Here is a 24,121-nt window from a genome sequence, read left to right as displayed (position 1 = left end):
TGCGCCTTAGTTTATGCTAATATTACTATGTTTGGGTTATGAAGATGAAGAATGTATTTTATGAAGGACAAGTTATATGGGCTCAAATTGACGCCAATAGGCACCTACGGCATTCAGCATATGCCGATTTCTGCGCGCAGGCAAGAAGCAACATGCTTGAAAAAATAGGGCTTTCCCTTAGCCGGATTGCAGAAGACGGTATCGGGCCTGTACTTTTCCGCGAGGAGCTTGTGTATCTCAGGGAAATACACCTTAATGATGCCGTGGCCGTGACGGTGGAAATGACCAAATACAATGCGGCGAATTCCAGGTTCTCTTTCCGTCATGAGATTTACCGTTCGGATGGTACAAAATGTGCTGTGGTGACGGTAGACGGTGCCTGGATGGATCTGTTTAAACGGAAACTAACTGTTTTGCCATCCGAATGGCAGGCCTTGGTTGTGCAATTGCCGAAAAGCGACGATTATCAAGACGTGTCTGCATGAAGAGCGAAAGCCCACGGAACCCTTGATTCCGCGGGCTTTCACGTTAGCCACTGATTATCTACCGCTAATCTCGTTGGGTTATTTTACTTCAATCAAACGAGAAGCCACTTTGGCCTCTTCTTTTTTAGCAATATCCACTTTCAACACACCATCCTTGTAATTTGCGTCAATTCTGTTGTGGTCAATGCTGTCGGGCAATGTGAACGATCGGGTAAATGAGGTATAGCTGTATTCCCGCTTGCTGTATTTCTTGTTTCCGTCGGTTGTTTCCGATTTCTTTTCACCCGAAATGGTCAGCACGTCGCCATCCACATTGATTTTGAAATCGCCCTTTTCCAGTCCCGGAGCAGCCAGCTCGATGTGGTACGCTTCGTTTGTTTCCGCTACATTCACCGCCGGTACGCGGGAAATGAAACGATCAGACAAAAACGAATCATTAAAAACCGGGTTGAAAAAATCATTTACCCAACTGTCCACTCCCCTGTTTTTGTTTCCTTGAAATTTTACCAATGTCATTTTTAATCCCTCCTATAAATTTTGTTTAATTGCAAACTTTGGTAAACGTTATCCAAAAGATATACCAACCAAAAAAAGGAATTGTTTTAATGACTTTTTGTCATTATTATAGCACATTTAAATGACATTATGTCTCTTTCATTCATTTTGTTGCCACACAAGCGTAACCGTTGCATGCGCTTGGTCTCCACCAAAGGGCGGACGGCGCTTGGTGATGCTTATTTTAGCATCTTCGATAAAAGGAAATTTCTGTACGATACGGCTTAATATAGCTTCCGCGACGGTTTCAAGCAGCTTGCGGGGATGCTGCATTTCGCTTTTTGCGATGCCATACAATACTTCATAGTTGACGGTGTTAGCTAGGTTGTCATCGTCTTTTGGTGCGCCAGTAAAACCCACATACAACGCTACGGTAAACTCATTACCCAGCACTTGCTCTTCCGGATAGAAGCCATGGTAAGCAAAAAAGCGCAAATCGGTCAGCGCCACTTGTCGACGAACGTGTTCCATGTGGCAAACCTACTGATAATGCCTTAATTACACCAAATTAAATGCTTGCGCAAATTTAATCATGTCATAATGTGTTTTGGCTCCTAGTTTACGTTTGATATTCCTCCGATGCGTGTTTAGGGTCTTTTCCGAAATGTGATTTTGATTACTGATTTCAACAGTCTTCTTGCCAGAAGCGATGTATTGGAGCAGTTCCTTTTCGCGTTTAGTCAGTGACGCATAGCGCTGGTAATTGTCTTTGAGTAACAGGTTCTCGGTCATTAGCCGTTCGGCCTTTTCGGCTAAATGGTGATTAGGATCCAATTGGAGCGCAAAGGTGAGCGAAAGCAGCGGCCTATCTTCTTCATCGTAAATGAATGGTCGAGATGCACTCAAATACCATTCGAAAGACTGGTTTTGCCCAGTTGTCACTTGCTGGAAAAACGAAAACCACCTCGCAGCCGACTCTTTATTCCGCAACCGCTCGATAAATCTGGGCAGGTAAAACTGCACATCGTCCGGGTTAAAAAATTTAATAAAATACTCCTGCCCCATCCGTCTTACATCTTCGAGCGACGCTCCCAATAGTTGTAGCCCTTTTTGCGACAGATAGACCACTGAGAAGTCCCTTACGTCGTGGATGATATACACCGGCAGTTCATCGGCAACAGCCTCAAATGCCGCCAATTTTTGCACTATCTGTCTCCGGACGGAATCACTGCAGTCAAAATGAGGAGGTAAAAAGTCGTTCATAGGTACTCGGATACTATTGTTGTGGCTATACTAAATTAAATGCCTGTGCAAATTTGATGATATCATATTGCGTTTCGGCGCCTATCTTGCGCTTTATATTGCGCCGGTGCGTATTTATCGTTTTTTCAGAAATAAACACCTTCTTACTAATTTCGGCCGGTTTCTCGCCCGTAGCAATGTATCGTAGCAATTCCTTTTCCCGTCTGGTCAATAAGGCGAAGCGGTGATTATTAGCCTTAAGCATCAGGTTTTCGGTCATGAGCCGCTCCGCCTTCTCCGTGAGATGGTGGTTCGGGTCCAGTTGCAAGGCAAATGTTAGGTACAGCAATGGTGCCCCCGCTTCATCGTAAACAAAAATGCGGGATGCACTTAGGTACCATTCAAAAGTTCTAGCCTCTCCGGTTGCCACTTGCTGAAAATAAGAAAACCAACGGGAGGTATTCTCGTTTAACAGCGCTTCCCTCGACTTAGGTAAGTAAAACGCCACATCGTCCCGATTAAAAAATGTGGTATGATACGTTCGTCCTAAACGCCGCACCTCCTCCAAGGTAGTTCCGAGCAATCGGCATCCACTTTGCGACAGGTACACAACAGACAAATCGCGCACATCGACGATGATGTATACAGGCAGTTCATCAGCAATTGACTCAAACTCAGCCAGTTTACGCACGGCAACATCGCGCACCGCATCACTGCAATTAAACCCGGTAGGCAACAAATTGGTCATCAGTCTAAGCTTTTAGGTTTTATTTCAGTGGTAAAGATAAAAAAATACCCAAAAGTGGGTATTTTTTTAGCGGAGAATGTTCAGGATTTTAGTGAGCACAATTTGTTTTGTTTTTCAACACGTTAATAGACATGTTCGTCACATTCCGTTTGGGTTTGCCCAACCCGTTAAAATTATACAGGTTTTCCGTAATATCTATCGCTACGGAAAGTCCGGAAAGTCGTAAATATGCCATTAATGTAAAATTCCCAGATTTTGTACTTGGCACTGCAAAAGAGTATGATTTAGATATGAACTTTAAAGACCCGGTAGATGGGCTTACTGTAATGGACGATATTCAAAATGAAATTAAACATTATAAAAGAGATACTAATACGTACGAAAGGCAACTTATAGAGCTTGAAGCAGTATATGGGATTCTCCGATCCCGCGGAGTTAAACATGCGCATGAACTGGATTGATACAAAGTGTACGGTGCTATGCCTGCTCGTCGTTGCCTCCGCATCTTGCGCAGATACGAATGGCAACACCCATGGAAACCAGCCAAATACATTGGCACTGCTGGCAAGCCACATAGCCGCGCTGCAACAAGAAGCGAACAGAAGCCGGTATGGAGCGGGTGAAGACGAGATGCGTTTGCTATTCACCCGTGATAATTTCTGCATGACAGCAAATGGGAGATTCCGCTACCGGGCTATTTTCACTAAGCAAGGCGAGACGCCCGCAGTCATCGACAAGACGGTGAACTTTACCAATATCGCTTCGATTTATCCCCTGCCCGTTTCTAGGGGTGGGGTCGGTGCGCTCATGATATGCTACGGCACAGGCGATACGGTTTCTTTCTTTTACAAAAACAGCGGTACTAGCGACGGCAAATTACTGGGGGCTGTCTTGGACCTCGTGTATCACGTGAATAAGGCAAACGGAATAAACCTGGATGCGCTGTTTTTCGACTGGGAAATTTACGTAAAGAGGAAACAGACATACGATTCGATTTCGCAATTCATCGCCAAACACCCCGATAGCTTTCTTACGGCGTTTGCCTGGATGGTACGCGATAAAAAACAACGACAAAGAGATTAACCTATGACTACGCATTCCTATCCTTCATCGCCTGATACGCCTGTCTTGCAGATGGCCTATCGCAGCTATGCCGGCATGTACACGCTGCTACGGTTGTTCTCGATAGATCTACCGGAGCTACAACTCGAATTTTCCCCGGAAGATTTCGCGGCATTTTATGACGGATTCCGGGATCGGGAAACGGAAATCGATCACGCCGCCGGGGAAGAGCCGAAGCCGGAGTTTTACTGGATAAAGGGCAAAGACTGCTGGATACGTGTGTGCTTTGAAGCGCATGAAGGCTATTATGAGTGGAGTTGCTACACGACGGCGCCCAACGTTAACCGCATCCGGGTGTATTTTGGGGAAATGAATCGTAACTATCCCCATTAAAATACGTTATCCTTTTCTCACCCGGGCCTCCCTCCTGTCCTGTCACTGGGATATCCCACCATACGCTGGTAAAAACGCGAAAAGGCGGCGGTTTATCGGATAACCATCGGGAATTACCTATTCATTAAACCAGATTTTATCCCTATACTTGTATGCTAAATAAACGTTATGAGCCAATATCGGTCGCCAGATTATTACTTGCTGGACGAATTGATTAGCGAAGAATATTTGCTTATCCGTGATAGCGTACGGCAATGGGTCAACACACAGTTGTCGCCTATTATCGAGGATTATGCCCAACGGGCGGAATTTCCGCGCCAGTTGCTTCCGGGCATGGCCGAGCTGGGGCTGTTTGGCCCTACCATCCCCGAGGAGTATGGCGGTGCAGGGCTCGACTACCTGGCCTACGGCATCATGATGCAGGAGCTGGAACGCGGTGATTCGGGCATCCGCTCAACGGCTTCTGTGCAGGGGTCGCTGGTGATGTACCCCATCTATGCGTTTGGAAGCGCGGAGCAGAAACGCAACTATTTGCCCAAGCTGGCCAGTGGCGAACTGATGGGCTGCTTTGGCCTTACCGAACCTGACCACGGTTCTAATCCGTCAGCAATGATTTCACGGTTTGAGGACGATGGCGACCATGTCGTGCTCAACGGCACCAAGATGTGGATCTCCAATGCGCCGTTTGCTGACATCGCTGTGGTGTGGGCCAAAAACCCGGATGGAAAGGTGCAGGGGCTCATCGTGGAACGCGGCATGGAGGGATTCAGCACGCCGGAAACTCACAATAAGTGGAGCTTGCGGGCTTCGGCTACGGGCGAATTGGTGTTCGACAGTGTGCGTGTACCCAAAAGCCATATCCTACCGGGTGTTGCGGGGATGCGCGGGCCGCTGAGCTGCCTCAACCAGGCCCGCTATGGTATCGCATGGGGCGCGCTGGGCGCAGCAATGGATTGCTATGATACGGCACTGCGCTACGCCAGGGAACGGGAGCAGTTCGGCAAGCCTATCGGGGGATTTCAGCTGCAGCAGAAAAAACTGGCCGAGATGATCACGGAAATTACCAAGGGGCAATTGCTGGTATGGCGCTTAGCCACATTGAAGAATGAAGACCGCGCTACGCCGGCCCAGATATCCATGGCGAAGCGCAATAGCGTGGCCACGGCACTGCATGTCGCTCGCGAGGCCAGGCAGGTACTCGGCGCGATGGGCATCACCGGTGAATACCCCCTTATGCGGCACATGATGAACCTCGAATCGGTGGTGACCTACGAAGGCACACATGATATCCATTTGCTGATCACCGGCATGGATATCACGGGGATAAACGCGTTTAGTTAAGGTCGTCATCATGCAGGAATCGGACGTTAGAAGCAAGTTAAATTAATAAAATTAATATGATGTATATGAATATGAAGTCGTTTATTTCCGCTGGAATGGTCGCACTACTGACCGTTCCAGCATTCGCACAACAACAAAGAATGAAACCAGAAGAAACCGAAGTATGGGAGCCGGAACCGCGTGTGGTTACGACCTACCCCGATCGCGCGCCGTCAGATGCAATTGTCTTGTTTGACGGCACATCGCTCGACCAGTGGGTAAGCAAAAAAGATGGATCCTCACCTGCTGAATGGGAAGTGTCTGATGGGGCGTTTACCGTCGTGCGGGGTAAAGGTGATATCCAAACCAAACAGGAATTTTCAGATTATCAATTACATGTCGAATGGCGTAGCCCTACGGAAATCGTTGGGGAAAGCCAAGGCCGCGGCAACAGCGGCATCTTCATGCAGGGACTATATGAAGTGCAGGTATTGGATAGTTACAATAACCGCACCTATTCCAACGGGCAAGCCGCAAGTCTCTATAAACAACGTATCCCACTGGTGAATGCTACTAAGCCGCCGGGTGAATGGCAAACTTATGATATCATCTGGACAGCCCCACGATTCAACGCAGACGGCATCCTGATCAGTAAGGCCCGCGTAACGGTGATCCATAACGGCGTCCTGGTACAAAACAACGTCGAATTAGATGGGCCGACAGAGTATATCGGCATACCAAAATACAAGGCACACGGCCCTGGACCCATTGTTTTACAGGATCACGGCAATCCAGTAAGCTTCAGGAATATTTGGATAAGGCCACTTTAGCGGCGATCAATGTTTGACCACCTAAGTGACTGATATGACAATAGGCTGGAGTTAATATCCAGCCTATTGTATTTTTAAGCACTAAATTAATTTTATACCCTAGGATCGACCATCGAACTTCCCGTCATCGGTCATCAACCAAGATTATAGCGCTTCGGCTACCTTTGCCTTATCCTTTTCGTAGCTTTCATTGTGCACATTCGCTACAGCGCGGCCCGATGGATCATTTACATTTTGGAAAGAGGCATCCCACGCCAATGCTTCGGGTGTGCTACACGCCACCGATTTGACAGATGGCACCGTTAACGCCGCGGTGTTTGAAGGAAAATGCTCCGTGAAGATAGACCGATATAAGTACTCCTCTTTGTTTTGCGGTGGATTTATCGGAAAACGTTCAGCAGCGGCCGCAAGTTCTTCATCGCTGACGCGCAACGCAGCTTGTTCCTTCAACGTGTCAATCCAACTATAACCCACACCATCCGAAAATTGCTCTTTCTGCCGCCACGCAATACTTTCCGGCAAATAATCTTCGAAAGCTTTGCGTACCACCCACTTCTCCATACGTCCTTCTCTTATCATCTTATCTTCCGGGTTCAATCGCATAGCGATATCTATAAATTCTTTGTCGAGAAAAGGCACCCGCCCTTCTACGCCCCAAGCAGCCAACGATTTATTGGCGCGCAAACAGTCATAAAGGTGCAGCTTACTAAGTTTGCGTACGGTTTCCTCGTGGAATTCTTTCGCATTGGGCGCCTTGTGGAAATATAGGTATCCACCGAAAAGTTCGTCTGAGCCTTCTCCCGAAAGAACCATCTTGATACCCATCGATTTGATCACACGGGCAAGTAGGTACATCGGTGTAGACGCCCGTATAGTGGTCACATCGTAAGTTTCCAAATGGTAAATAACATCGCGAATCGCGTCCAAGCCCTCTTGGATAGTGAAATTGATTTCGTGATGTATCGTTCCAATGTGCTCAGCAGCTTTCTTTGCTGCCACTAAATCGGGCGACCCTTTCAATCCCACAGCAAATGAGTGCAGACGTGGATACCACGCTTTCTCCTGGTCGTTTGACTCTACCCGACGGGAAGCAAACTTTTTGGTCACCGCTGCAATGACTGACGAATCCAACCCGCCCGAAAGCAATACGCCATAGGGCACGTCAGACATGAGCTGCCGATGTACAGCATCTTCCAACCCTTTTCGCAACGTTTCGATATCCGTTACGTTGTCTTTTACGCTTTCATAGTGTTCCCAATCCCGTTTATACCACTTACGGGGTTCGTTGCTTTCTTTACTATAGAGGTAATGTCCCGGAGGAAAGCCTTCGATACGAGTGCAATAGCCTTCCAATGCTTTCAGTTCTGACGCTACATAAAATGTGCCCGCGCTGTCCCAACCGATATAGAGCGGAATGATCCCAATGTGATCCCGGGCAACTAAATAAGCATCCTGTTCAACATCGTATAACGCGAAGGCAAAAATACCGTTCAAGTCTTCAAGGAAGCCTGGTCCCTTCTGCTCATATAACGCCAATATCACCTCGCTGTCGCATTGCGTGGAAAATTCGTAGTTGGGTAATTGATTGCGCAAGTGCTGGTGATTATAAATCTCGCCGTTCACAGCAAGCACAACATTCCGATTGGGACTGTACAGGGGCTGCTGGCCGGACTTCGGATCAACAATTGCTAAACGTTCATGCGCCAGAATAGCTCGTTCTGAGCTATATATACCCGACCAATCCGGCCCACGGTGCCGAATTTTTTTCGACATCTTCAACACTTGGGGGCGCAATTCTTCTGACTTTACTTTTAGGTCAAAAGCACCAATGATTCCACACATAAATAAATCAATTAAATTTGATAGTTATTATAGAGTCACAAAGTAACGAATAAAAACATTAACATTTGCAACAATTAACACAATTTTTAATCATTTTTTCAATAAAATTGCATTTTTTGAGAAATAATATCAACAAATATAAGGTTATGCTTGTCACAATTTTAATATAAAGCGGTGTTGATCAACTGCGTTAATCTTTTCATTTCAACGGCAAACGACTCGGCCGCTACATCGATAGGTTGGACTTTTTGGTCGACTGCGTCATAAAGGCTACTTTTGCAAGCAAAAAGGGACACCGTCGCCGAAAGTAGTTTTCCTGCCCACGTGACGTATTAAGTTTGTTTTGTTTCGCAAACTTTTTTAAGTTTGGATACAATCGACAAAAACACATCATCAATCATCAAAACGTGAAGAAACGAATCGCTATTTTTGCCTCTGGATCCGGGTCGAATGCCCAAAAGATTATGGAGCATTTCAAGTACCACGATCAGGCCGAGGTATCGCTTGTACTAAGCAATAATCCTGACGCTTATGTATTGCAGCGCGCTGACAACTTTGAAGTACCCACGCATATTTTTGATCGACATGCATTTTATGAAACCGATGAGATTGTCAATCTATTGGATAAACTTAAAATTGATTTAATCGTATTGGCTGGCTTCCTATGGCTTGTGCCGCAAAACCTATTACGTCATTATCCAAATAAGATCATCAATATCCACCCGGCGCTGCTTCCTGCATACGGCGGTAAAGGCATGTATGGTGACCGCGTGCACCAAGCTATTCTGGATGCAAATGAGGAAGAGTCCGGCATCACCATCCATTTTGTCAACGAAAATTTCGATGAAGGCGAAATCATCTACCAGGCACGCTTCCGCATCGACCCCGGAGACAGCCTGGAAGTGGTTAAGTTCAAAGGGCAGCAATTGGAACACCTACACTATCCGAAAATTATTGAAAACCTGTTGAAGAAAATGTAATTCGCCCTGGCAAAACGCTGTTTCTACCGAAAGGTGCAGCCAACCAAACGTACTGATGAGTACGACCTCTGCGAATAATTTGCTTATATTTTCAGCAAATTTATCTAAGTTTGCGGCTCAAAAACACTAAATAGCTAGATATAAGCATGAGCCATCCGGTTAAAATAAAAAACGCACTCGTATCCGTATATTACAAAGACGGTCTTGATCCGTTAATTCACCTACTGCATAAACACGGCGTCACCTTTTATTCCACTGGTGGCACGGAAACATTTATTCGTGACTTGGGGTACGACGTCGTGCCGGTGGAAGACCTCACCGGATATCCCTCTATATTGGGAGGACGGGTAAAGACCCTTCACCCAAAGGTCTTTGGAGGTATCCTGTCCCGCAGGCCTTTGGAGTCTGATAAGCAACAACTTCAAGAATACGAAATACCAGAAATTGACTTAGTTATTGTAGACCTCTATCCGTTCGAGGAAACCGTGGCATCCGGAGCGCCGGAGCAGGATATTATAGAAAAGATTGACATTGGTGGCATATCGCTCATTCGCGCCGCTGCAAAAAACTTCAACGATGTGGTGATTATTGCTTCTAAGCATGATTACCAACAATTGGCTGACATCCTCTCCGAAAACGAAGGCTATACTTTTTTGCAACACCGTAAGGAATTCGCCAAGCGGGCATTCAACGTATCTTCCCATTACGATTCAGCCATTTTTAATTATTTCAATCAGGAGCAGCCATTGCCTGTGTTTAAACGGAGTGAGCAACAAGCACAGGTGCTGCGGTATGGAGAAAACCCACACCAACGAGGTGTGTTTTACGGCAATCTGGACAACCTGTTTGACAAGCTGAACGGCAAGGAGCTTTCGTATAATAACCTGGTAGACGTGGACGCCGCGGTGGCGCTGATTGATGAATTTGAAGTACCTACGTTTGCCATCCTGAAACATACGAATGCTTGTGGCGTGGCCTCACGTGCCGACCTACTAATGGCCTGGCAAGATGCATTGGCTTGTGATCCGGTTTCGGCATTCGGTGGCGTCATTATCGGCAATGGTGAAATCGATGAGGCTACCGCGACAGAAATCAATAAGCTTTTCTTCGAAGTACTTATCGCGCCGGCATATACTGACGGTGCACTGCACATCCTTACTGGCAAGAAAAACCGCATCATCCTACGGAGGAAAGATACCCCGCTGCCAGCCACACAATTCAAGACCCTGCTAAATGGCATCATTGAGCAGGATAAAGATGCTGTGATTGAAGGGGCTTCCCAAATGGAGACCGTCACAGCTAACAAACCTACCGACAGTGAACTGGCTGATCTCCTGTTTGCCAACAAAGTGGTCAAACACACCAAGTCAAACGCTATCGTGTTGGCCAAAGATGGACAACTGTCCGCTAGTGGTGTCGGCCAAACCTCACGGGTAGACGCCCTGCGCCAAGCAATCCAAAAAGCGAAGTCATTCGGTTTCGATCTCCGTGGTGCGGTATTGGCTTCAGATGCGTTCTTCCCCTTCTCGGATTGTGTGGAAATCGCTGCCGAAGCAGGTATTACAGCCATCACCCAACCCGGCGGTTCTATCCGCGATCAGGAATCCATAGCGATGGCAAACAAAAAAGGGGTGGCAATGGTCTTTACGGGAGTAAGGCATTTTAAACATTAGTTACAGTAGGCTATAAGTCTACGGCATCAAGCAAAAAAAAATGAAATTCGGAAGCGTAGATAATCCAGAAACGGTGGACTTCACCTTACCTCCCACTCATCCGGATACGATAACCCTACTTCGCAAGCACAAGAAGGACCAAGGTCTGGAAGTATTCGTTGGTTGTGCCAAGTGGAATAAACAGGACCTTAAGGGATTCTACCCCCGTGGTACCAAAGACGAACTGACTTACTATGCCACCCAGTTCAATAGCATCGAGCTGAATGGCACATTCTATAACTCTCCCGATAAGCAACAGGTAGAAACCTGGAAAGCCAAGACGCCTGCGGACTTCAAGTTTTTTCCCAAGGTGCCGCAGACTATCAGCCACTATGGCCGTTTGCTGAATGTCGACGAGAAGATGACCGCGTTTTGTGATGCCATTGTCCTGTTTGAAGAAAAATTGGGGATGAGCTTCCTTCAATTGCACGACAACTTCAAACCGAAAGACTTTGAACGGCTGGCCACCTTTGTTAAAAAATTTGCCGGAGCAGTACCACTTGCGGTGGAAGTTCGCAATGCGGAGTGGTTTGCCGATCAGGCTGCGCGCGAAAAGCTATATAGCCTGCTGGAGACCGAAAAAGTGGCAAACGTTATGGTGGATACTGCCGGACGACGAGACATGCTGCATATGCGCCTGACCACACCCACAGCCTTCGTGCGTTATGTGGGTGCAAACCATCCTACGGACAAAAGCCGGCTGGATGATTGGGTGGGACGCATCCAGGAATGGCGGGATGCGGGATTGCAATCTCTTTATTTTTTTGTCCATCAAAACGTTGAGATTGAATCGCCGCTACTGTCCACCTATTTCATTGAAGCGCTAAATAACGCATTGGGGCTCCAAATCCGTAGCCCCCAACACCAGTTGTTTACCTAGTATTCACCCTGGATGTATGCCGATCGAAGGGTTGTCCAATTGGCGGGGCGTATGCTAATGCGAGTGCCCTACCGTACCGGTTAATACTGCGTTGACAAAAAATGCGCCTTTCGTTACGATTTTGGCCTTGAGTGGAATCGGATTAACCGGGGTAACCGCCGTATAGCCCATTTCCGATGCCCCCTTTACTACCTCTACTTTTTCGAAGCTCATCCGATCTTCGGTGTGATGAGGAGGTTCCTCGCCATGGTCATGGCCGGTGTGGTCATGATGGTCATGGTCATGCTCGTGTCCATCCGTCACCACGAAAATATAGGCTTTCCCTTCCGCATCCACAATAGCGTCATTGGGTACGGCCGTAGACGACACTTCGGCGAGGCTGATTGCCGCCGTAATGTTCATTCCGTCTATCAAACCTGCTTTATTACCATCTACCGTACAGTGCACCGGCACGGTCTTGCTTTCGTCTTCAAATGATGCTCCTATACCAAATATGCGGGCATCATAGGTCTTACTTGGGTTGTTCGTCAGCCTAAAATGTATCCGCTGTCCTACATGAAGAAAGGGAAGATCCTTTTCAAAAACATGTAAATCCAAGTGAAGCTGATTGTTTTGCACAACCTCGGCCACCGGAGACGACGCATCCACATAGCTACCCAACTGCGCATATACGTGGCTGACAATGCCGCTTACCGGGCTGGTGACGGCCAACTCTGTTTGTAGGTTGTTGTACGTCACGGCGTCTGGATCGATTCCCATCAGTCGGAGCTGCTGAAAAAGTGACGCCCTTCGTGCGTGTTGTACGTTGAGCTCTGCCTCAGCTTGCTGAAGATTTTTCAGTGCACCAACATTGCCTGTGCTCAATGCGCGTTGCCGCTCCTGTTCCTGCTCGGCAAATGCTATCTTGCTGCCAATGGCGAGATATTCTTCCTGAAGTTGCACAAACTGTGGATGCACAATGGTAGCAATGACTGCATCCTGCTTTACGGAGGTGCCCACATCTACACGCAAGGTCTTGATCACTCCTCCATATAAAGCGGTAATACTTGCTTTATTGCTGTTGGGTACTTTCAAGCGGCCATTGGCCTTGATGATGGCGGTCAGTTCCTTTTGTTCAAAACTTCCCAACGTCAAATCGATAGACTGCATCTGTGCCTTCGTAAGCCTAGCGATAGTCCCGCCCTGCCCCTCCCCGCCACCATGTTCGTGGCTATGCATATCTCCATGATCATGCGCATCCCTTGTCTCATGGCCGTTACAGGCTGCAAACACAACGACCATAAGCATTAAAAGCCACCGTCCCGCCTGTTTACAACGCTCAAATACAAAATTGCTATTCATTTTGTTGCTATTTATTTATTAAAAAATTAATGTCGATCACTGCCTGATTGAGCGATTGGATAACTTCAAGACAATCCAGTTCTACATCGGTAGAGGTCTGCAACGCATACAGATACTCTACATAAGTGATTTCACCGGTTTGGTAACCCAATTGTGCCGCTTGGATAATACGTTCTGCATTAGGCAAAGCCTTTTTGACGAAATATTGGTAGCGTCTCCAACGAAGCTCGTATTGCTCATAAGCATTCAGCAGCCGCGCTTCCATCATGCGTACAGCTTGCTGGCTCACCGCTTCGGCTGCTTGTTGCTGGTATTCCATTGCGCGTATGCGGCCTTTGGTCGCTCCTAATGTAAGCGGGATGGCAATACCGACGTTGACAAAACCGAACCGTTTATCGCGTCCGAAATATTGCTCGCGGCCATTCATCAAATAGGTACCAACAAGGGATTGGTTCGTATATCCTACTGTCACGTCAGGTAGTGTCTGGGCGGTTTCAACTCTTTTGCGCTGTTCGGTAATAAAAGCACGTTGCTGAAGTTCGCGGATGATCGGATGGCGGATGACAGCTGCATTGTCAACAAGCGTAGTCAGCTCCACGGGTTCATAGGTAGCCCCAGGAGCTATTGATAGCATGCCATCCATATTTAATAACGCGCTAAAATCTCGATACGCATTACGCAGTTGTGTCCCGTTTTCCTCCAACAGCAGTTTGATTTCGCCTCGTTTCGTGTCAGCCATACTCATTTCCAGCTGGCTCGCCTCTCCCGTTTGGTAGCGCAGGAAAGCAGCTCTGGAAGCATCGGCATACAGGCTATCAAGGTAGGTCAATTTGTCCTGCCGGTGCAGAAGGTACTGAATGTAGTAAAACGATGTCCGCACTTGATTTTTGAGTGTATTGACGGTAATCTCCCGGTTAATCCGGCTCGCTTCCGCTTCAGCTTGATATAGTTTGCGCCGGGCACCAAACACCGTCGGAAAGGGTATGGCCTGGGTCAATTGAAAGGCATTGTCACGCGCCAAACTGTTGAAGCTTCCCGATTGCACGCCGACTTCTGCTTTGGGTAGCTCCGCCGTGGCCACAAGCATGCTTTCCGAGGCCTTAGCATGCAATTCAGCTGCCAGGACATCCTGGTTATTGGCGAGAGCCATCGATATGGCCTGTTCAATGGTAATCCCGTTGGTGCAGTCGGTAAGCTGTGCGCGGGAGGCCTGTGGTATTCCAGCCAACAACGTCAGGAAAACAACAAGCGGCGTTCTTTTTGCAGTACCTGCTACACCGGATCGTCGACGTTTGCCACCATCGAACACCACGTAAAGCAACGGCAAAATAAACAACGTCAGAAAGGTTGCGGTCAATAGCCCGCCAATTACCACCGTTGCCAAAGGGCGTTGCACTTCTGCGCCAGCCGTATTGCTCAATGCCATAGGCAGGAAGCCCAAGCTGGCCACGGCGGCGGTCATCAGCACCGGCCGTAACCGGATCTTCGTTCCCTCCAACACTCGCGCAACTACGTCAGTCCACCCTTCCTTTTCAAGTTGGTTGAATGTGCCGATCAATACAATTCCATTCAATACCGCGACGCCGAAGAGTGCAATAAAACCGATCCCCGCCGAGATGCTGAACGGCATGCCCCGCAACAGCAATGCGCATACGCCACCGATTGCACTCATCGGGATAGCCGTAAAGATCAATGCTGCGTGTCTGAACGTGTTGAACGTAAAAAAAAGCAGCATGAAAATCAACGCCAGCGATATAGGGACCACTACCATCAGGCGGTTTGAGGCCTTTTGTAGGTTCTCGAACATTCCTCCATAGGTATAATAGTATCCCGCGGGTAGTTGGACCTGTTGCTGGAGTTTTGCCTGTATTTCGGCTACTGCGCTAGCTACATCACGGCCGTCCAGATTGAATCCAATAACGATGCGCCTTTTTCCATCTTCGCGGCTTATCTGTGCCGGGCCAATCTTAAATGACACCTGTGCCAGTTGGGACAACGGCACCTGTTCTCCGGTCGGCAAGGGTACCCATAAGTTGGCGACATCCGCTATCGAACTCCGATATACACTGTCTAGCCGGACAACAAGCTCGAACCGCCGTTCATTTTCAAACACCAATCCAGCGGCCTTTCCGGCAAATGCCGTACTCAATATGTCATTCAGTGCCGAAACTGACAATCCGTAGTTAGCGATCCGCGCACGATCGTATACGACGTTGATCTGCGGTAGACCGGCTATCCGTTCTACCTGTGGTGCAGTGATACCTTCCACGCCTTGTATGATTCGGCTCACTTGGTTTGCGTAGACCAATAGCGAATCCAGGTTTTCCCCGAAGATCTTCACAGCTACATCCTGTCGGATACCCGTCATCAGCTCATTAAAACGCATTTGAATCGGTTGGTTTGACTCGAAGAAAACGCCTGGGATTACGGTCAGTTTTTCCATGATTTCATCGGCAAGTTGCTTATATGTTTTACGTACCGGCCACTCATCTTTGGGGTTAAGGATAATCATCAGGTCTGTAGCTTCGGGAGGCATTGGGTCAGTTGGCACCTCGGCAGCACCGGTTTTGCCGACGACCATTTTGACCTCGTCGAGTTGTTTGATGATACGCGATGCCAGCATGGAGGTTTCGACACTTTGGCTCAAGGACGTACCCTGCGGCAGGATACAATGGAACGCAAAATCGCCTTCTTCCAATTGTGGGATAAACTCTCCGCCCATTCTTGAAAAGACGATGAGGGATACAGCAAAAATCACCGCGGTAGTACCAATAAGCACGTATTTTATGCGCATTGCACCTTCCAGCAGCGGTCTGTAAACCTGTTGCAGGCGAGCCATCATCCGGTCTGAAAACGAAGTCTTTGCGGTCTTTACCTTTGGAAGGAACAAGGCACACATCATGGGGATGTAAGTAAGCGACAATATCAATGCCCCTAATATGGCAAAGCCCACGGTCATGGCCATGGGGCGGAACATTTTGCCCTCGATACCTACCAGTGTGAGGATCGGAATATAGACAATAAGGATGATGATTTCGCCGAATGCCGCGCTCGTGCGTATTTTTGAAGCCGACCGGTAAACTTCCTCATCCATTTCACGTTGGGTAAGGCGTTCGGTAGATTTTCGTATTCCCAAGTGGTGCAGGGCGGCCTCTACGACAATCACCGCGCCATCAACGATGAGTCCAAAATCAATCGCACCCAGGCTCATCAGGTTTGCGCTTACGCCAAAGACATTCATCATGCCCAGCGCGAAAAGCATTGCAAGGGGGATGGAAGAAGCGACAATGAGTCCCGCCCGAAGGTTCCCCAGAAAAACCACCAATACAAAAATGACGATTAGCGCCCCTTCAACAAGGTTCTTTTCCACTGTACCCATGGCTCGGCCCACCAGTTCGGTGCGGTCAAGGTAGGGCTCTATGACCACATCGTCCGGCAGCGATTGCTGTATCGTGGGTATCTTGGCTTTCACACGCTGGACAACTTCATTGCTGTTGTGTCCCTTAAGCATCATCACCACGCCTCCTACCGCATCCACCTCGCCGTTGTATGTGAGCGCCCCGTACCGTATCGCACTTCCATACCGCACTTCGGCAACATCCCTGATGAGTATCGGAACGCTGTTGGGGCGGCTTTTCACAACGATATTGCCGATATCTTCCAGTGAGTTGACCAGCCCGATCCCTCGGATGAAATACGCGTTTGGCTTTTTATCAATATACGCCCCGCCCGTATTTTGATTATTGACTTCCAGGGCGTCAAATATATCCGGGATACCGATATCCATGGATTTGAGCTTATCTGGATTGACCGAAACCTCGTATTGCTTGAGTTGACCGCCGAAGCTGTTGATCTCAGCTACGCCGGGCGTTCCCCGCAACTGACGGGCGACAATCCAATCCTGCATGGTACGCAGGTCCATGGCTGAATAATTGGCTTCGCTTCCCGGTTTGGGGTGCAAGATGTATTGGTACACTTCGCCCAGGCCGGTGCTTACTGGTGCCAATTCAGGTGTGCCGATACCAGCCGGTATCTGTTCAACGGCCTCCTGCAATCGTTCGTGGATGAGTTGGCGGGCGAAATAGATATCGACATTTTCGTGAAATACAGCCGTGACAACCGACAAACCGAACCGTGAAATACTCCTTATTTCGTCCAGGTTGGGCACATTTGCAATGCTTTGTTCAATCGGAAAGGTGACCAACTGTTCTACCTCTTGTCCGGCCAGTGTTGGACAGATGGTAATAATCTGTACTTGGTTGTCCGTAATATCGGGTACGGCATCAATGGGTAGTTTGCTAGCACTCCATATTCCCCAAATGATGAGGGATAGGGTCAGCAAACCAATAATAATCTTGTTTTTTATACTAAATTTTATGATAGCATCTAACATGACTTGACCGGTTAATTTCTTTGTAATCAACTTCGATCGCCGATACCGTCGCGGACAGCCATAGGCATGCCGACGCCGATCGACAGCGATTAGATAAAAACGTAAAGTAAGATTAAACGGTCGCCTGTGGGGGTTGCCAGATTTTGTTCAGAAACCAATTAGGGATAAGGTTGATATCGTAAAGAATGGCGCGGTCGCTCGTGAAAGGGAAATAAATGGGACCTTTTATCGGACCAATCCCCATCTGGAGTCCCCATACTGCCCCACAGCAGTTGCATACACAGAATGGACTGCATGAGTCGTGGGAATGATCGTCCGAATGGCTGGAGGCCGCATGTGTCAATGAACCATCAAACCCTAAAGCCGAGATATCATCATGACAGGGAATCAACGACAATACGCTGATGTACACCAGCAATATGACACGAAGTAACTTCACGGAGCCAAACTTAGTAAAATTGTATGGATATCCAATACGGCCAGGTCATTCAGTCATCGTATTTTTCCAACTGCCGGAGCAGCGTTGCAAAATCTTTCGGGTATGGGGCTTCGAAATGATAGGCTTGGTCGCCAACGGTCAATTGCAGCTCGCGTGCATGAAGGGCAAACCGCTTCATAATTGGGAGTTCTTCCTGTCCTTTACCCAAGGTAAACCCACGCTTCTTGATTTGCGAAAGAAAAACGGGTTTACCCCGGTAGAGGGTGTCTCCCACTATGGCCGCGTGCTGTGTAGCCAAATGTACACGGATTTGGTGCATGCGGCCCGTGATGGGGCGGCATTCCACCAACGTGTAATGCTTAAAATAGCGAAGTGACTTAAAATACGTTTCGGCACGTTTACCGTTGGCACGATCAATGGTTACATTCTTGTTGCCCAAGTTCAGAATCGGCAAATCCACCAATAGGTCTTCAAACACATGCGTACCTTCAATGATGGCATGATATATCTTGGATACCCGGCGGCGCTCAAATTCGATAGCAATCAAACGGTATGTCTCTGGATTTTTAGCAATCAGCAAAAGTCCCGAAGTCTCTTTATCCAACCGGTGACATATCTGGGCATCCGGATGGTATTTTTTTGCCAGGCGCAGCACACTGGCTTCTCCCCCTTCGCGTTCATCGAGTGATGCCAGAAACGGTGGTTTATTGATGACAATAAGGTTGTCATCTTCGTGGATAATCAAATCGGCAAACTGCAAGAATTTGGGCGTGCGCCCATCCAGGGTTTTCATGTTACAAAGGTACGCATTTCCTTGCGAGACGCAAAAACATCCAGGACTCGGCGGGTCAACCGCACGATCTCCTGTTGAGGGCTTAACTTAGGCAGGTGTCCCCCTACTCATAACGTAAGTCAGCCTTACCCCAAATTTACATAAAACGGTATATTCTTATGAATATAAGTTGTTTTTTCTTTTTAGTTTATTCGGTTAATAACCGAGCAAACTCCGAACATGATCCGAACAAATGCCGAATAAAATCCGAGTAAAAGGTAAAGTAAGTGTAAGGAAGTAGTACGAAAGAAGTACCTTAGGGTGCCATAGAACACCAGCATTTGTTGAATGCGATTGTCTTAGGGACTTTGGCGTTTTTCAGCCCGAAGGCTCCATCAATATCGGTAAAACCCCTGTCCGCTTTTACGGCCCAGCTTACCCGCGGCCACCATATTGACCAGCAGCGGACATGGTGCGTATTTGGGATTCCCGAAGCCGCTGTGGAGTACCCGCAGTATGGACAAACACACATCAAGTCCAATAAAATCAGCCAATTGCAGAGGCCCCATCGGGTGGGCCATGCCCAGTTTCATGACGGTATCAATCGCCTCGGCATCCGCTACACCCTCGTATAAGGCATAGATCGCTTCGTTAATCATGGGCATTAAAATGCGGTTAGCCACGAAGCCCGGATAGTCATTTGATTCCACGGGGACTTTATCCAACTGTTTTGAAAGGGCAATAATTGTGGTTATTGTATCCACTGATGTGGCATAGCCTTTTATCACTTCAACAAGCTTCATGACCGGCACGGGGTTCATAAAGTGCATTCCGATAACCTTGTCCGGCCTCGAAGTGGCTGACGCAATTTTGGTTATCGATATTGACGAAGTATTGCTGGTTAAGATCGTGTGGGCTGGACATAAACGATCCAGTTCGGCAAATAGGCCCAGCTTTACCGCCTCATTTTCGGTGGCCGCTTCCACGACGAAGTCCGCCGCCTTGACGCCGTCGGCTACACTCGAATATGTAGCGATGCGTCCAAGTGTGTGCAGTTTGTCACTATCGGTAATCGTTCCTTTTTTGATTTGACGATCAAGGTTGTCCGCAATCGTGAGCAGCGCTTTTGATAATGCATCCGGGTTGATGTCAACAAGGGAAACGTCAAAACCGAATTGAGCAAATGTATGGGCGATTCCATTTCCCATGGTGCCCGAACCAATGACACTGATATGCCGCATAATGGAATTGTATTGGTATGGCACAAACATAACAAACCTGCATGAGTTCCCATATCCGATACAGCATAAAACTCGTGCGAGATGCAAAAAAAAACGCCCATCCACCAAAGGCGGAATGGGCGTTCATCATCAAACTTAACCAAAAAAATATAGAACAATTAAACTACTTTACATTCGGGGTTACTTCTGACAGGGTGACCTGTGTGGTATCCGCCTTGGCGCCTCCCCTTTTATGGAAGTGTCTATCTCCTTTTCTAAACCGGTCGCCCCTAAATTTTCCTTCGTTGCGCCCTTTCCTCGCGGCTTTCATTTTTTCAGCGCGTTCCGCTTGTTGCTGTTTCAGCATTTCGCGCTGTTCTTCCGTCAGGATATCATTCAGCCGTTCCTGATCAGCTTTCATTTCCGAACGCAGTTCGGCCATCTTAGCTGCCCGTTCTTCGCGCGTAGCTTTCAATTTTTCCGCTTTTTCGAGATTCAGCGCATAAACTTCTTTTTGTTGTTCGTCGCTGAGCCCCAGATTTTCCGCCAGCCGGTCCGTCCGCATTTTGGCGATTTCTTCCGCGCTCCGCGGGTGCTCTGGCCGTGGCTGTTGAGCGACGGTTCCATAGGTCATTCCAGAAACTAAAAGCGTAATCAATAGTGCAATTTTCATGATAATCTCCTTTCGTTATTGTTGCTATCTGTTACTTGCTGCGTTTAATCATAAGAGGAGATTTAACCGGAAAAGTTTAACCCCGTCCTTTGTTAAAAAATGTTAAAACATGTAATGTAACAATATCGGAACTGCGGCGTCTCAACCGCATGAACCAATACACACATATGCTTGAAGTCAAAAACATCGTGAAGCAATACGCCAACCATCGAGCATTGGATGATGTTTCCACGCGTGTAGCAAAAGGCAGCATTTTTGGGCTGTTAGGCCCTAATGGAGCGGGGAAAACCTCACTGATTCGCATTATCAACCAAATCACTGCTCCCGACAGCGGCGAGGTGTATTTCGATGGCGAGCGGCTTAATCCCAACCATATCAGCCGTATCGGTTATTTGCCCGAAGAACGCGGCCTGTACAAAAAAATGGAAATCGGCGAACAAATGCTCTACCTTGCCCAACTCAAGGGACTTTCACGAAAAGAGGCAGTCGATCGCATCAAGCACTGGTTTGAAAAAATGGAGATGCAGAGCTGGTGGAATAAAAAAGTGGAAGATCTCAGCAAGGGAATGCAGCAAAAGGTTCAGTTTGTGGCCACGGTCATTCATCGACCCGATTTGATTATATTAGACGAACCGTTTACCGGCTTTGACCCCGTCAATGCAAATATCATCAAAGAAGAAATATTAGCGCTGAATCGCAGCGGTGCTACTATCATCTTTTCCACTCACCGCATGGAATCTGTCGAAGAGCTCTGCGATAGTATCGTGTTGATCAATAAATCCAAGAAAATATTGGATGGCAAAGTAAAAGAAATCAGAAATACCTATCGGACCAACACTTATCGCGTAGAACACCTTGCCCATGACGAGCCCATACCGGCGGTAGAAGGTTTGTTTTCCATTGAAAATTCGGTACACACCGGTGAAAACACCATACTAACCATCAAGGTGGCGGCAGGGAAAACGATCAATGACGTATTGACCTATTTAATCCCGCTGGTTCAAATCCAAGAACTTAAAGAGGTAATTCCCAGCATCCATGATATTTTTGTGCAACAGGTAACCGCACAAACTTCAAATACATTAATCGCAACATCCGAATGAACAAGATATTACTCATCATCAAGCGCGAATACCTTAGCCGGGTAAAGAAAAAGTCATTTTTACTGGTGACGTTCCTTGTGCCCTTGTTCCTGATAGGGATTTATGCGCTCACCATTTACCTTACCGCAAAGAGCTTCGAAGGTAATCAAGCAACCATATATGTCATTGATCAGAGCAGTCTTATTGAAGGAAAGCTGTCCAACACCAAAAACATCACGTTTATGGATGTGTCGGATGACATCGTTGCCGAAAAAGCACGGATTCTGAGCGAAAAAGAGAAAACACTCCTCCTCATCATTCCACCTGATGTAGCGACGTCATCCAACGTCGAGCTGTATGCCAAGGAAACGGCCAGTTTTGGCATACAGAACGAAGTAAGCCGCCAGCTGGAACAGGTATTGCGTGACATCGCGTTTGCCAATGCAGGGATTGATCGGGCAACCGTAGAGCGCATCAGTCCAAACGTAACCCTTTCCGCTAAGGAGATTTCCGCCGATGGGGAGAAGGATAGCAGTGCTGGGGCCGCGATGGGAATTGCAATTTCGCTTTCTATCCTGGTTTATATTTGCCTGTTTCTTTACGGCGCACAGGTGATGCGGGGTATTATCGAAGAAAAAAACAGTCGCATTGTGGAAGTCATCATCTCCTCGGTCAAGCCCTTTCAACTGATGATGGGCAAAATCATCGGCATCGGTTTGGTAGGGCTTACTCAGTTTATCCTGTGGATTGTCCTATCCTCTACATTGATGGGCGTAGCAAGTGCCGGAATCATGGACGGGCGGGATATCAAGGCACAAATCGAAAATCAGCAGCGTGTCTCGGGCGACGGGGTCACGCCAGCAACCAAATCTCAAGGCGGTTTATTCAGCAAAGCCACGCATGAATTGAGTAAAGTTGATTTTCAAACCATCGTCATTACCTTTTTGCTTTATTTCTTTGGGGGATATCTGCTTTACAGCGCTTTGTTTGCAGCTGTCGGTTCTGCGGTAGACAGCGAAACAGAAACCCAGCAGTTCATGTTTCCGATAACCATCCCGCTATTATTCACGTATATCCTGTCGTTCGGCATTTTGGTCAACGATCCCCACGGGCCGCTGGCCTTCTGGCTAAGCATGATCCCATTCACCTCCCCGATTGCGATGCTGGTGCGTATACCCTTCGGTGTACCCGTTTGGCAGATCGGCTTGTCTTTGACGCTGTTGGTCGGCGGGTTTGTCCTTACCACGTGGGTTGCAGCCCGCATATACCGGGTAGGTATTTTGATGTATGGCAAGAAAGCAAGTTACAAAGAACTGGCAAAATGGTTCCGGTATAAAGGTTAGTTTTTAGATTTAAGTAGTTGGTATGATGGCAAGTCCGGTCCCGCGCAGTAGTGGGACCGGATTTTGTCCTTTCAGGGCAGCGGGTCGACCACCCCGAGTTCACCTTTTGCGCCGAGTAGCTGAATGACTGCCCGGGCAGTGGGGCCGGCAGACAGTGGGTTTTGGCCGGTTACCAACATACCATCGGTCTCTACATGCTTGGTAAATGGAACCAGCGCAGCGTGGAAATCGGCACCAAGTTCTTTCAACGCCGATTCAAGGTTATACGGGATGTTGCCCGTGCGGGCGCTCAGCGTCTCTTCCATGTTGGTAAATGCTGTGACCCGCTTACCCCGCAACAGCCCAGGTTGCAATGCCGCCGCCTTGATGAGTGCGGCCGGTCCATGGCATACTGCACCGACGGGTTTGCCAGCTGCCATGAAATCCAGAATTAGCTGCCCACTGGTGGCATTCCTTGCCAAATCCCAAAGCGGCCCGTGTCCGCCTGGATAAAACAGCGCGTCGAAATTTACAGCCGTTAATGTATCCAGCGTCAACGTGTTACTAAACAGACGCTGCGCATCCGGGTCGTCATGAAACCGCCGGTTGGAAGCGGTGATATGCTCCGCCAATTTACTCATAGGATCCACGGGAGGCTCGCCACCCACCGGGCTTGCTAATACCACCGCGAAGCCATTGTCTATAAACTCGTAGTACGGCTCTGTAAACTCGCCGAGCCATACGCCCGTTTTACTATCCGTATTTTCCATATCCTGGTGGGAAGTGAGCACCATCAGCACTTTTCTCATAACGATACTGGTTTTTGTAAAACATCTGTGACTTACTTGCTATAGGGGTTAACAGGTTGACGACGGGATTGTTCTACCCAG

The 24,121-nt window shown here is 48.0% G+C and carries 23 protein-coding genes; 11 read left to right on the top strand and 12 right to left on the bottom strand.

Annotated features, from left to right (window positions below; genetic code table 11):
* The first annotated feature begins 38 nt into the window (after positions 1-38).
* Positions 39-485 (top strand): thioesterase family protein, encoded by a 447-nt coding sequence (locus JHJ32_RS10255; RefSeq protein WP_200120907.1) that lies wholly within the window; start codon positions 39-41, stop codon positions 483-485.
* Positions 486-563: 78 nt separating this feature from the next.
* Here the strand turns inward: JHJ32_RS10255 and JHJ32_RS10250 are convergent, their stop codons facing one another.
* The 4 genes from JHJ32_RS10250 to JHJ32_RS10235 all read right to left on the bottom strand — a co-directional run bounded on the left by JHJ32_RS10250 (position 564) and on the right by JHJ32_RS10235 (position 2,970).
* Positions 564-1,001, bottom strand: a complete 438-nt coding sequence (locus tag JHJ32_RS10250; RefSeq protein ID WP_200120906.1) for an Hsp20/alpha crystallin family protein — start codon at positions 999-1,001, stop codon at positions 564-566.
* Positions 1,002-1,139: 138 nt separating this feature from the next.
* Positions 1,140-1,511 carry a dihydroneopterin aldolase gene (gene folB, locus JHJ32_RS10245; protein ID WP_200120905.1) on the bottom strand — a complete coding sequence of 124 codons (372 nt, stop codon included), beginning with the start codon at positions 1,509-1,511 and terminating at the stop codon, positions 1,140-1,142.
* A 27-nt stretch (positions 1,512-1,538) separates the two neighbouring features.
* The gene (locus JHJ32_RS10240) at positions 1,539-2,243 is read right to left on the bottom strand and encodes a helix-turn-helix transcriptional regulator (RefSeq protein ID WP_200120904.1); all 705 of its coding nucleotides are present in this window, start codon (positions 2,241-2,243) and stop codon (positions 1,539-1,541) included.
* 25 nt (positions 2,244-2,268) lie between these two features.
* On the bottom strand, positions 2,269-2,970 hold the full coding sequence (locus JHJ32_RS10235) for a LuxR C-terminal-related transcriptional regulator (protein ID WP_200120903.1): 702 nt from the start codon (positions 2,968-2,970) through the stop codon (positions 2,269-2,271).
* A gap of 131 nt (positions 2,971-3,101) precedes the next feature.
* Between JHJ32_RS10235 and JHJ32_RS10230 the strand changes: the two genes are divergently transcribed.
* The 5 genes from JHJ32_RS10230 (at position 3,102) to JHJ32_RS10210 (ending at position 6,575) form a co-directional block, all read left to right on the top strand.
* Positions 3,102-3,431, top strand: a complete 330-nt coding sequence (locus JHJ32_RS10230) for a hypothetical protein (RefSeq protein ID WP_200120902.1) — start codon at positions 3,102-3,104, stop codon at positions 3,429-3,431.
* Entirely contained in the window at positions 3,418-4,053 is a 636-nt protein-coding gene (locus tag JHJ32_RS10225) for a hypothetical protein (RefSeq protein WP_200120901.1), read from the top strand. Before JHJ32_RS10230 ends, JHJ32_RS10225 begins: the two co-directional genes overlap by 14 nt.
* Before the next feature lie 3 nt (positions 4,054-4,056).
* Complete coding sequence (locus JHJ32_RS10220) at positions 4,057-4,425, top strand: hypothetical protein (protein WP_200120900.1); 369 nt, start codon at positions 4,057-4,059, stop codon at positions 4,423-4,425.
* 168 nt (positions 4,426-4,593) lie between these two features.
* Positions 4,594-5,766: an acyl-CoA dehydrogenase family protein gene (locus tag JHJ32_RS10215; RefSeq protein WP_200120899.1), complete on the top strand. Its 1,173-nt coding sequence runs from the start codon at positions 4,594-4,596 to the stop codon at positions 5,764-5,766.
* Between the two features lie 140 nt (positions 5,767-5,906).
* On the top strand, positions 5,907-6,575 hold the full coding sequence (locus tag JHJ32_RS10210) for a DUF1080 domain-containing protein (RefSeq protein WP_233632588.1): 669 nt from the start codon (positions 5,907-5,909) through the stop codon (positions 6,573-6,575).
* Positions 6,576-6,719: 144 nt separating this feature from the next.
* On the opposite strand, the gene asnB is transcribed toward JHJ32_RS10210, so the two are convergent.
* Positions 6,720-8,417, bottom strand: coding sequence for an asparagine synthase B (gene asnB / locus JHJ32_RS10205; protein ID WP_200120898.1), 1,698 nt, complete (start codon positions 8,415-8,417; stop codon positions 6,720-6,722).
* A gap of 407 nt (positions 8,418-8,824) precedes the next feature.
* On the opposite strand from asnB, the gene purN reads away from it, so the two are divergent.
* The 3 genes from purN to JHJ32_RS10190 all read left to right on the top strand — a co-directional run bounded on the left by purN (position 8,825) and on the right by JHJ32_RS10190 (position 11,989).
* Entirely contained in the window at positions 8,825-9,397 is a 573-nt protein-coding gene (gene purN / locus JHJ32_RS10200; RefSeq protein WP_079716039.1) for a phosphoribosylglycinamide formyltransferase, read from the top strand.
* A 146-nt stretch (positions 9,398-9,543) separates the two neighbouring features.
* Positions 9,544-11,070 carry a bifunctional phosphoribosylaminoimidazolecarboxamide formyltransferase/IMP cyclohydrolase gene (purH, locus tag JHJ32_RS10195; protein WP_200120897.1) on the top strand — a complete coding sequence of 509 codons (1,527 nt, stop codon included), beginning with the start codon at positions 9,544-9,546 and terminating at the stop codon, positions 11,068-11,070.
* 40 nt (positions 11,071-11,110) lie between these two features.
* On the top strand, positions 11,111-11,989 hold the full coding sequence (locus JHJ32_RS10190) for a DUF72 domain-containing protein (protein ID WP_200120896.1): 879 nt from the start codon (positions 11,111-11,113) through the stop codon (positions 11,987-11,989).
* A 54-nt stretch (positions 11,990-12,043) separates the two neighbouring features.
* Here JHJ32_RS10190 and JHJ32_RS10185 read toward each other — a convergent pair whose 3' ends face one another.
* The 6 genes from JHJ32_RS10185 to JHJ32_RS10160 all read right to left on the bottom strand — a co-directional run bounded on the left by JHJ32_RS10185 (position 12,044) and on the right by JHJ32_RS10160 (position 20,827).
* A complete protein-coding gene (locus tag JHJ32_RS10185) occupies positions 12,044-13,330 on the bottom strand; it encodes an efflux RND transporter periplasmic adaptor subunit (protein WP_200120895.1) in 1,287 nt (428 codons plus the stop codon).
* A gap of 7 nt (positions 13,331-13,337) precedes the next feature.
* Complete coding sequence (locus JHJ32_RS10180; protein WP_200120894.1) at positions 13,338-17,723, bottom strand: CusA/CzcA family heavy metal efflux RND transporter; 4,386 nt, start codon at positions 17,721-17,723, stop codon at positions 13,338-13,340.
* Between the two features lie 112 nt (positions 17,724-17,835).
* Positions 17,836-18,162, bottom strand: coding sequence for a DUF6660 family protein (locus tag JHJ32_RS10175; RefSeq protein ID WP_200120893.1), 327 nt, complete (start codon positions 18,160-18,162; stop codon positions 17,836-17,838).
* A 49-nt stretch (positions 18,163-18,211) separates the two neighbouring features.
* Positions 18,212-18,955, bottom strand: a complete 744-nt coding sequence (locus JHJ32_RS10170; RefSeq protein WP_200120892.1) for an RluA family pseudouridine synthase — start codon at positions 18,953-18,955, stop codon at positions 18,212-18,214.
* Positions 18,956-19,329: 374 nt separating this feature from the next.
* Positions 19,330-20,175, bottom strand: a complete 846-nt coding sequence (locus tag JHJ32_RS10165) for a 3-hydroxybutyryl-CoA dehydrogenase (protein ID WP_200120891.1) — start codon at positions 20,173-20,175, stop codon at positions 19,330-19,332.
* A 163-nt stretch (positions 20,176-20,338) separates the two neighbouring features.
* Positions 20,339-20,827: a periplasmic heavy metal sensor gene (locus tag JHJ32_RS10160; RefSeq protein ID WP_139378549.1), complete on the bottom strand. Its 489-nt coding sequence runs from the start codon at positions 20,825-20,827 to the stop codon at positions 20,339-20,341.
* A gap of 167 nt (positions 20,828-20,994) precedes the next feature.
* On the opposite strand from JHJ32_RS10160, the gene JHJ32_RS10155 reads away from it, so the two are divergent.
* Complete coding sequence (locus JHJ32_RS10155) at positions 20,995-21,930, top strand: ABC transporter ATP-binding protein (RefSeq protein WP_200120890.1); 936 nt, start codon at positions 20,995-20,997, stop codon at positions 21,928-21,930.
* Positions 21,927-23,252, top strand: coding sequence for an ABC transporter permease (locus JHJ32_RS10150; protein ID WP_200120889.1), 1,326 nt, complete (start codon positions 21,927-21,929; stop codon positions 23,250-23,252). Before JHJ32_RS10155 ends, JHJ32_RS10150 begins: the two co-directional genes overlap by 4 nt.
* A gap of 71 nt (positions 23,253-23,323) precedes the next feature.
* Here the strand turns inward: JHJ32_RS10150 and JHJ32_RS10145 are convergent, their stop codons facing one another.
* A complete protein-coding gene (locus JHJ32_RS10145) occupies positions 23,324-24,040 on the bottom strand; it encodes a type 1 glutamine amidotransferase domain-containing protein (RefSeq protein ID WP_233632587.1) in 717 nt (238 codons plus the stop codon).
* Between the last annotated feature and the right edge of the window lie 81 nt (positions 24,041-24,121).

The sequence above is a fragment of the Parapedobacter sp. ISTM3 genome, from assembly GCF_016533505.1.
Taxonomy (GTDB): Bacteria; Bacteroidota; Bacteroidia; order Sphingobacteriales; family Sphingobacteriaceae; genus Parapedobacter; species Parapedobacter luteus.
This window is presented reverse-complemented; position numbering and strand designations above follow the sequence as displayed.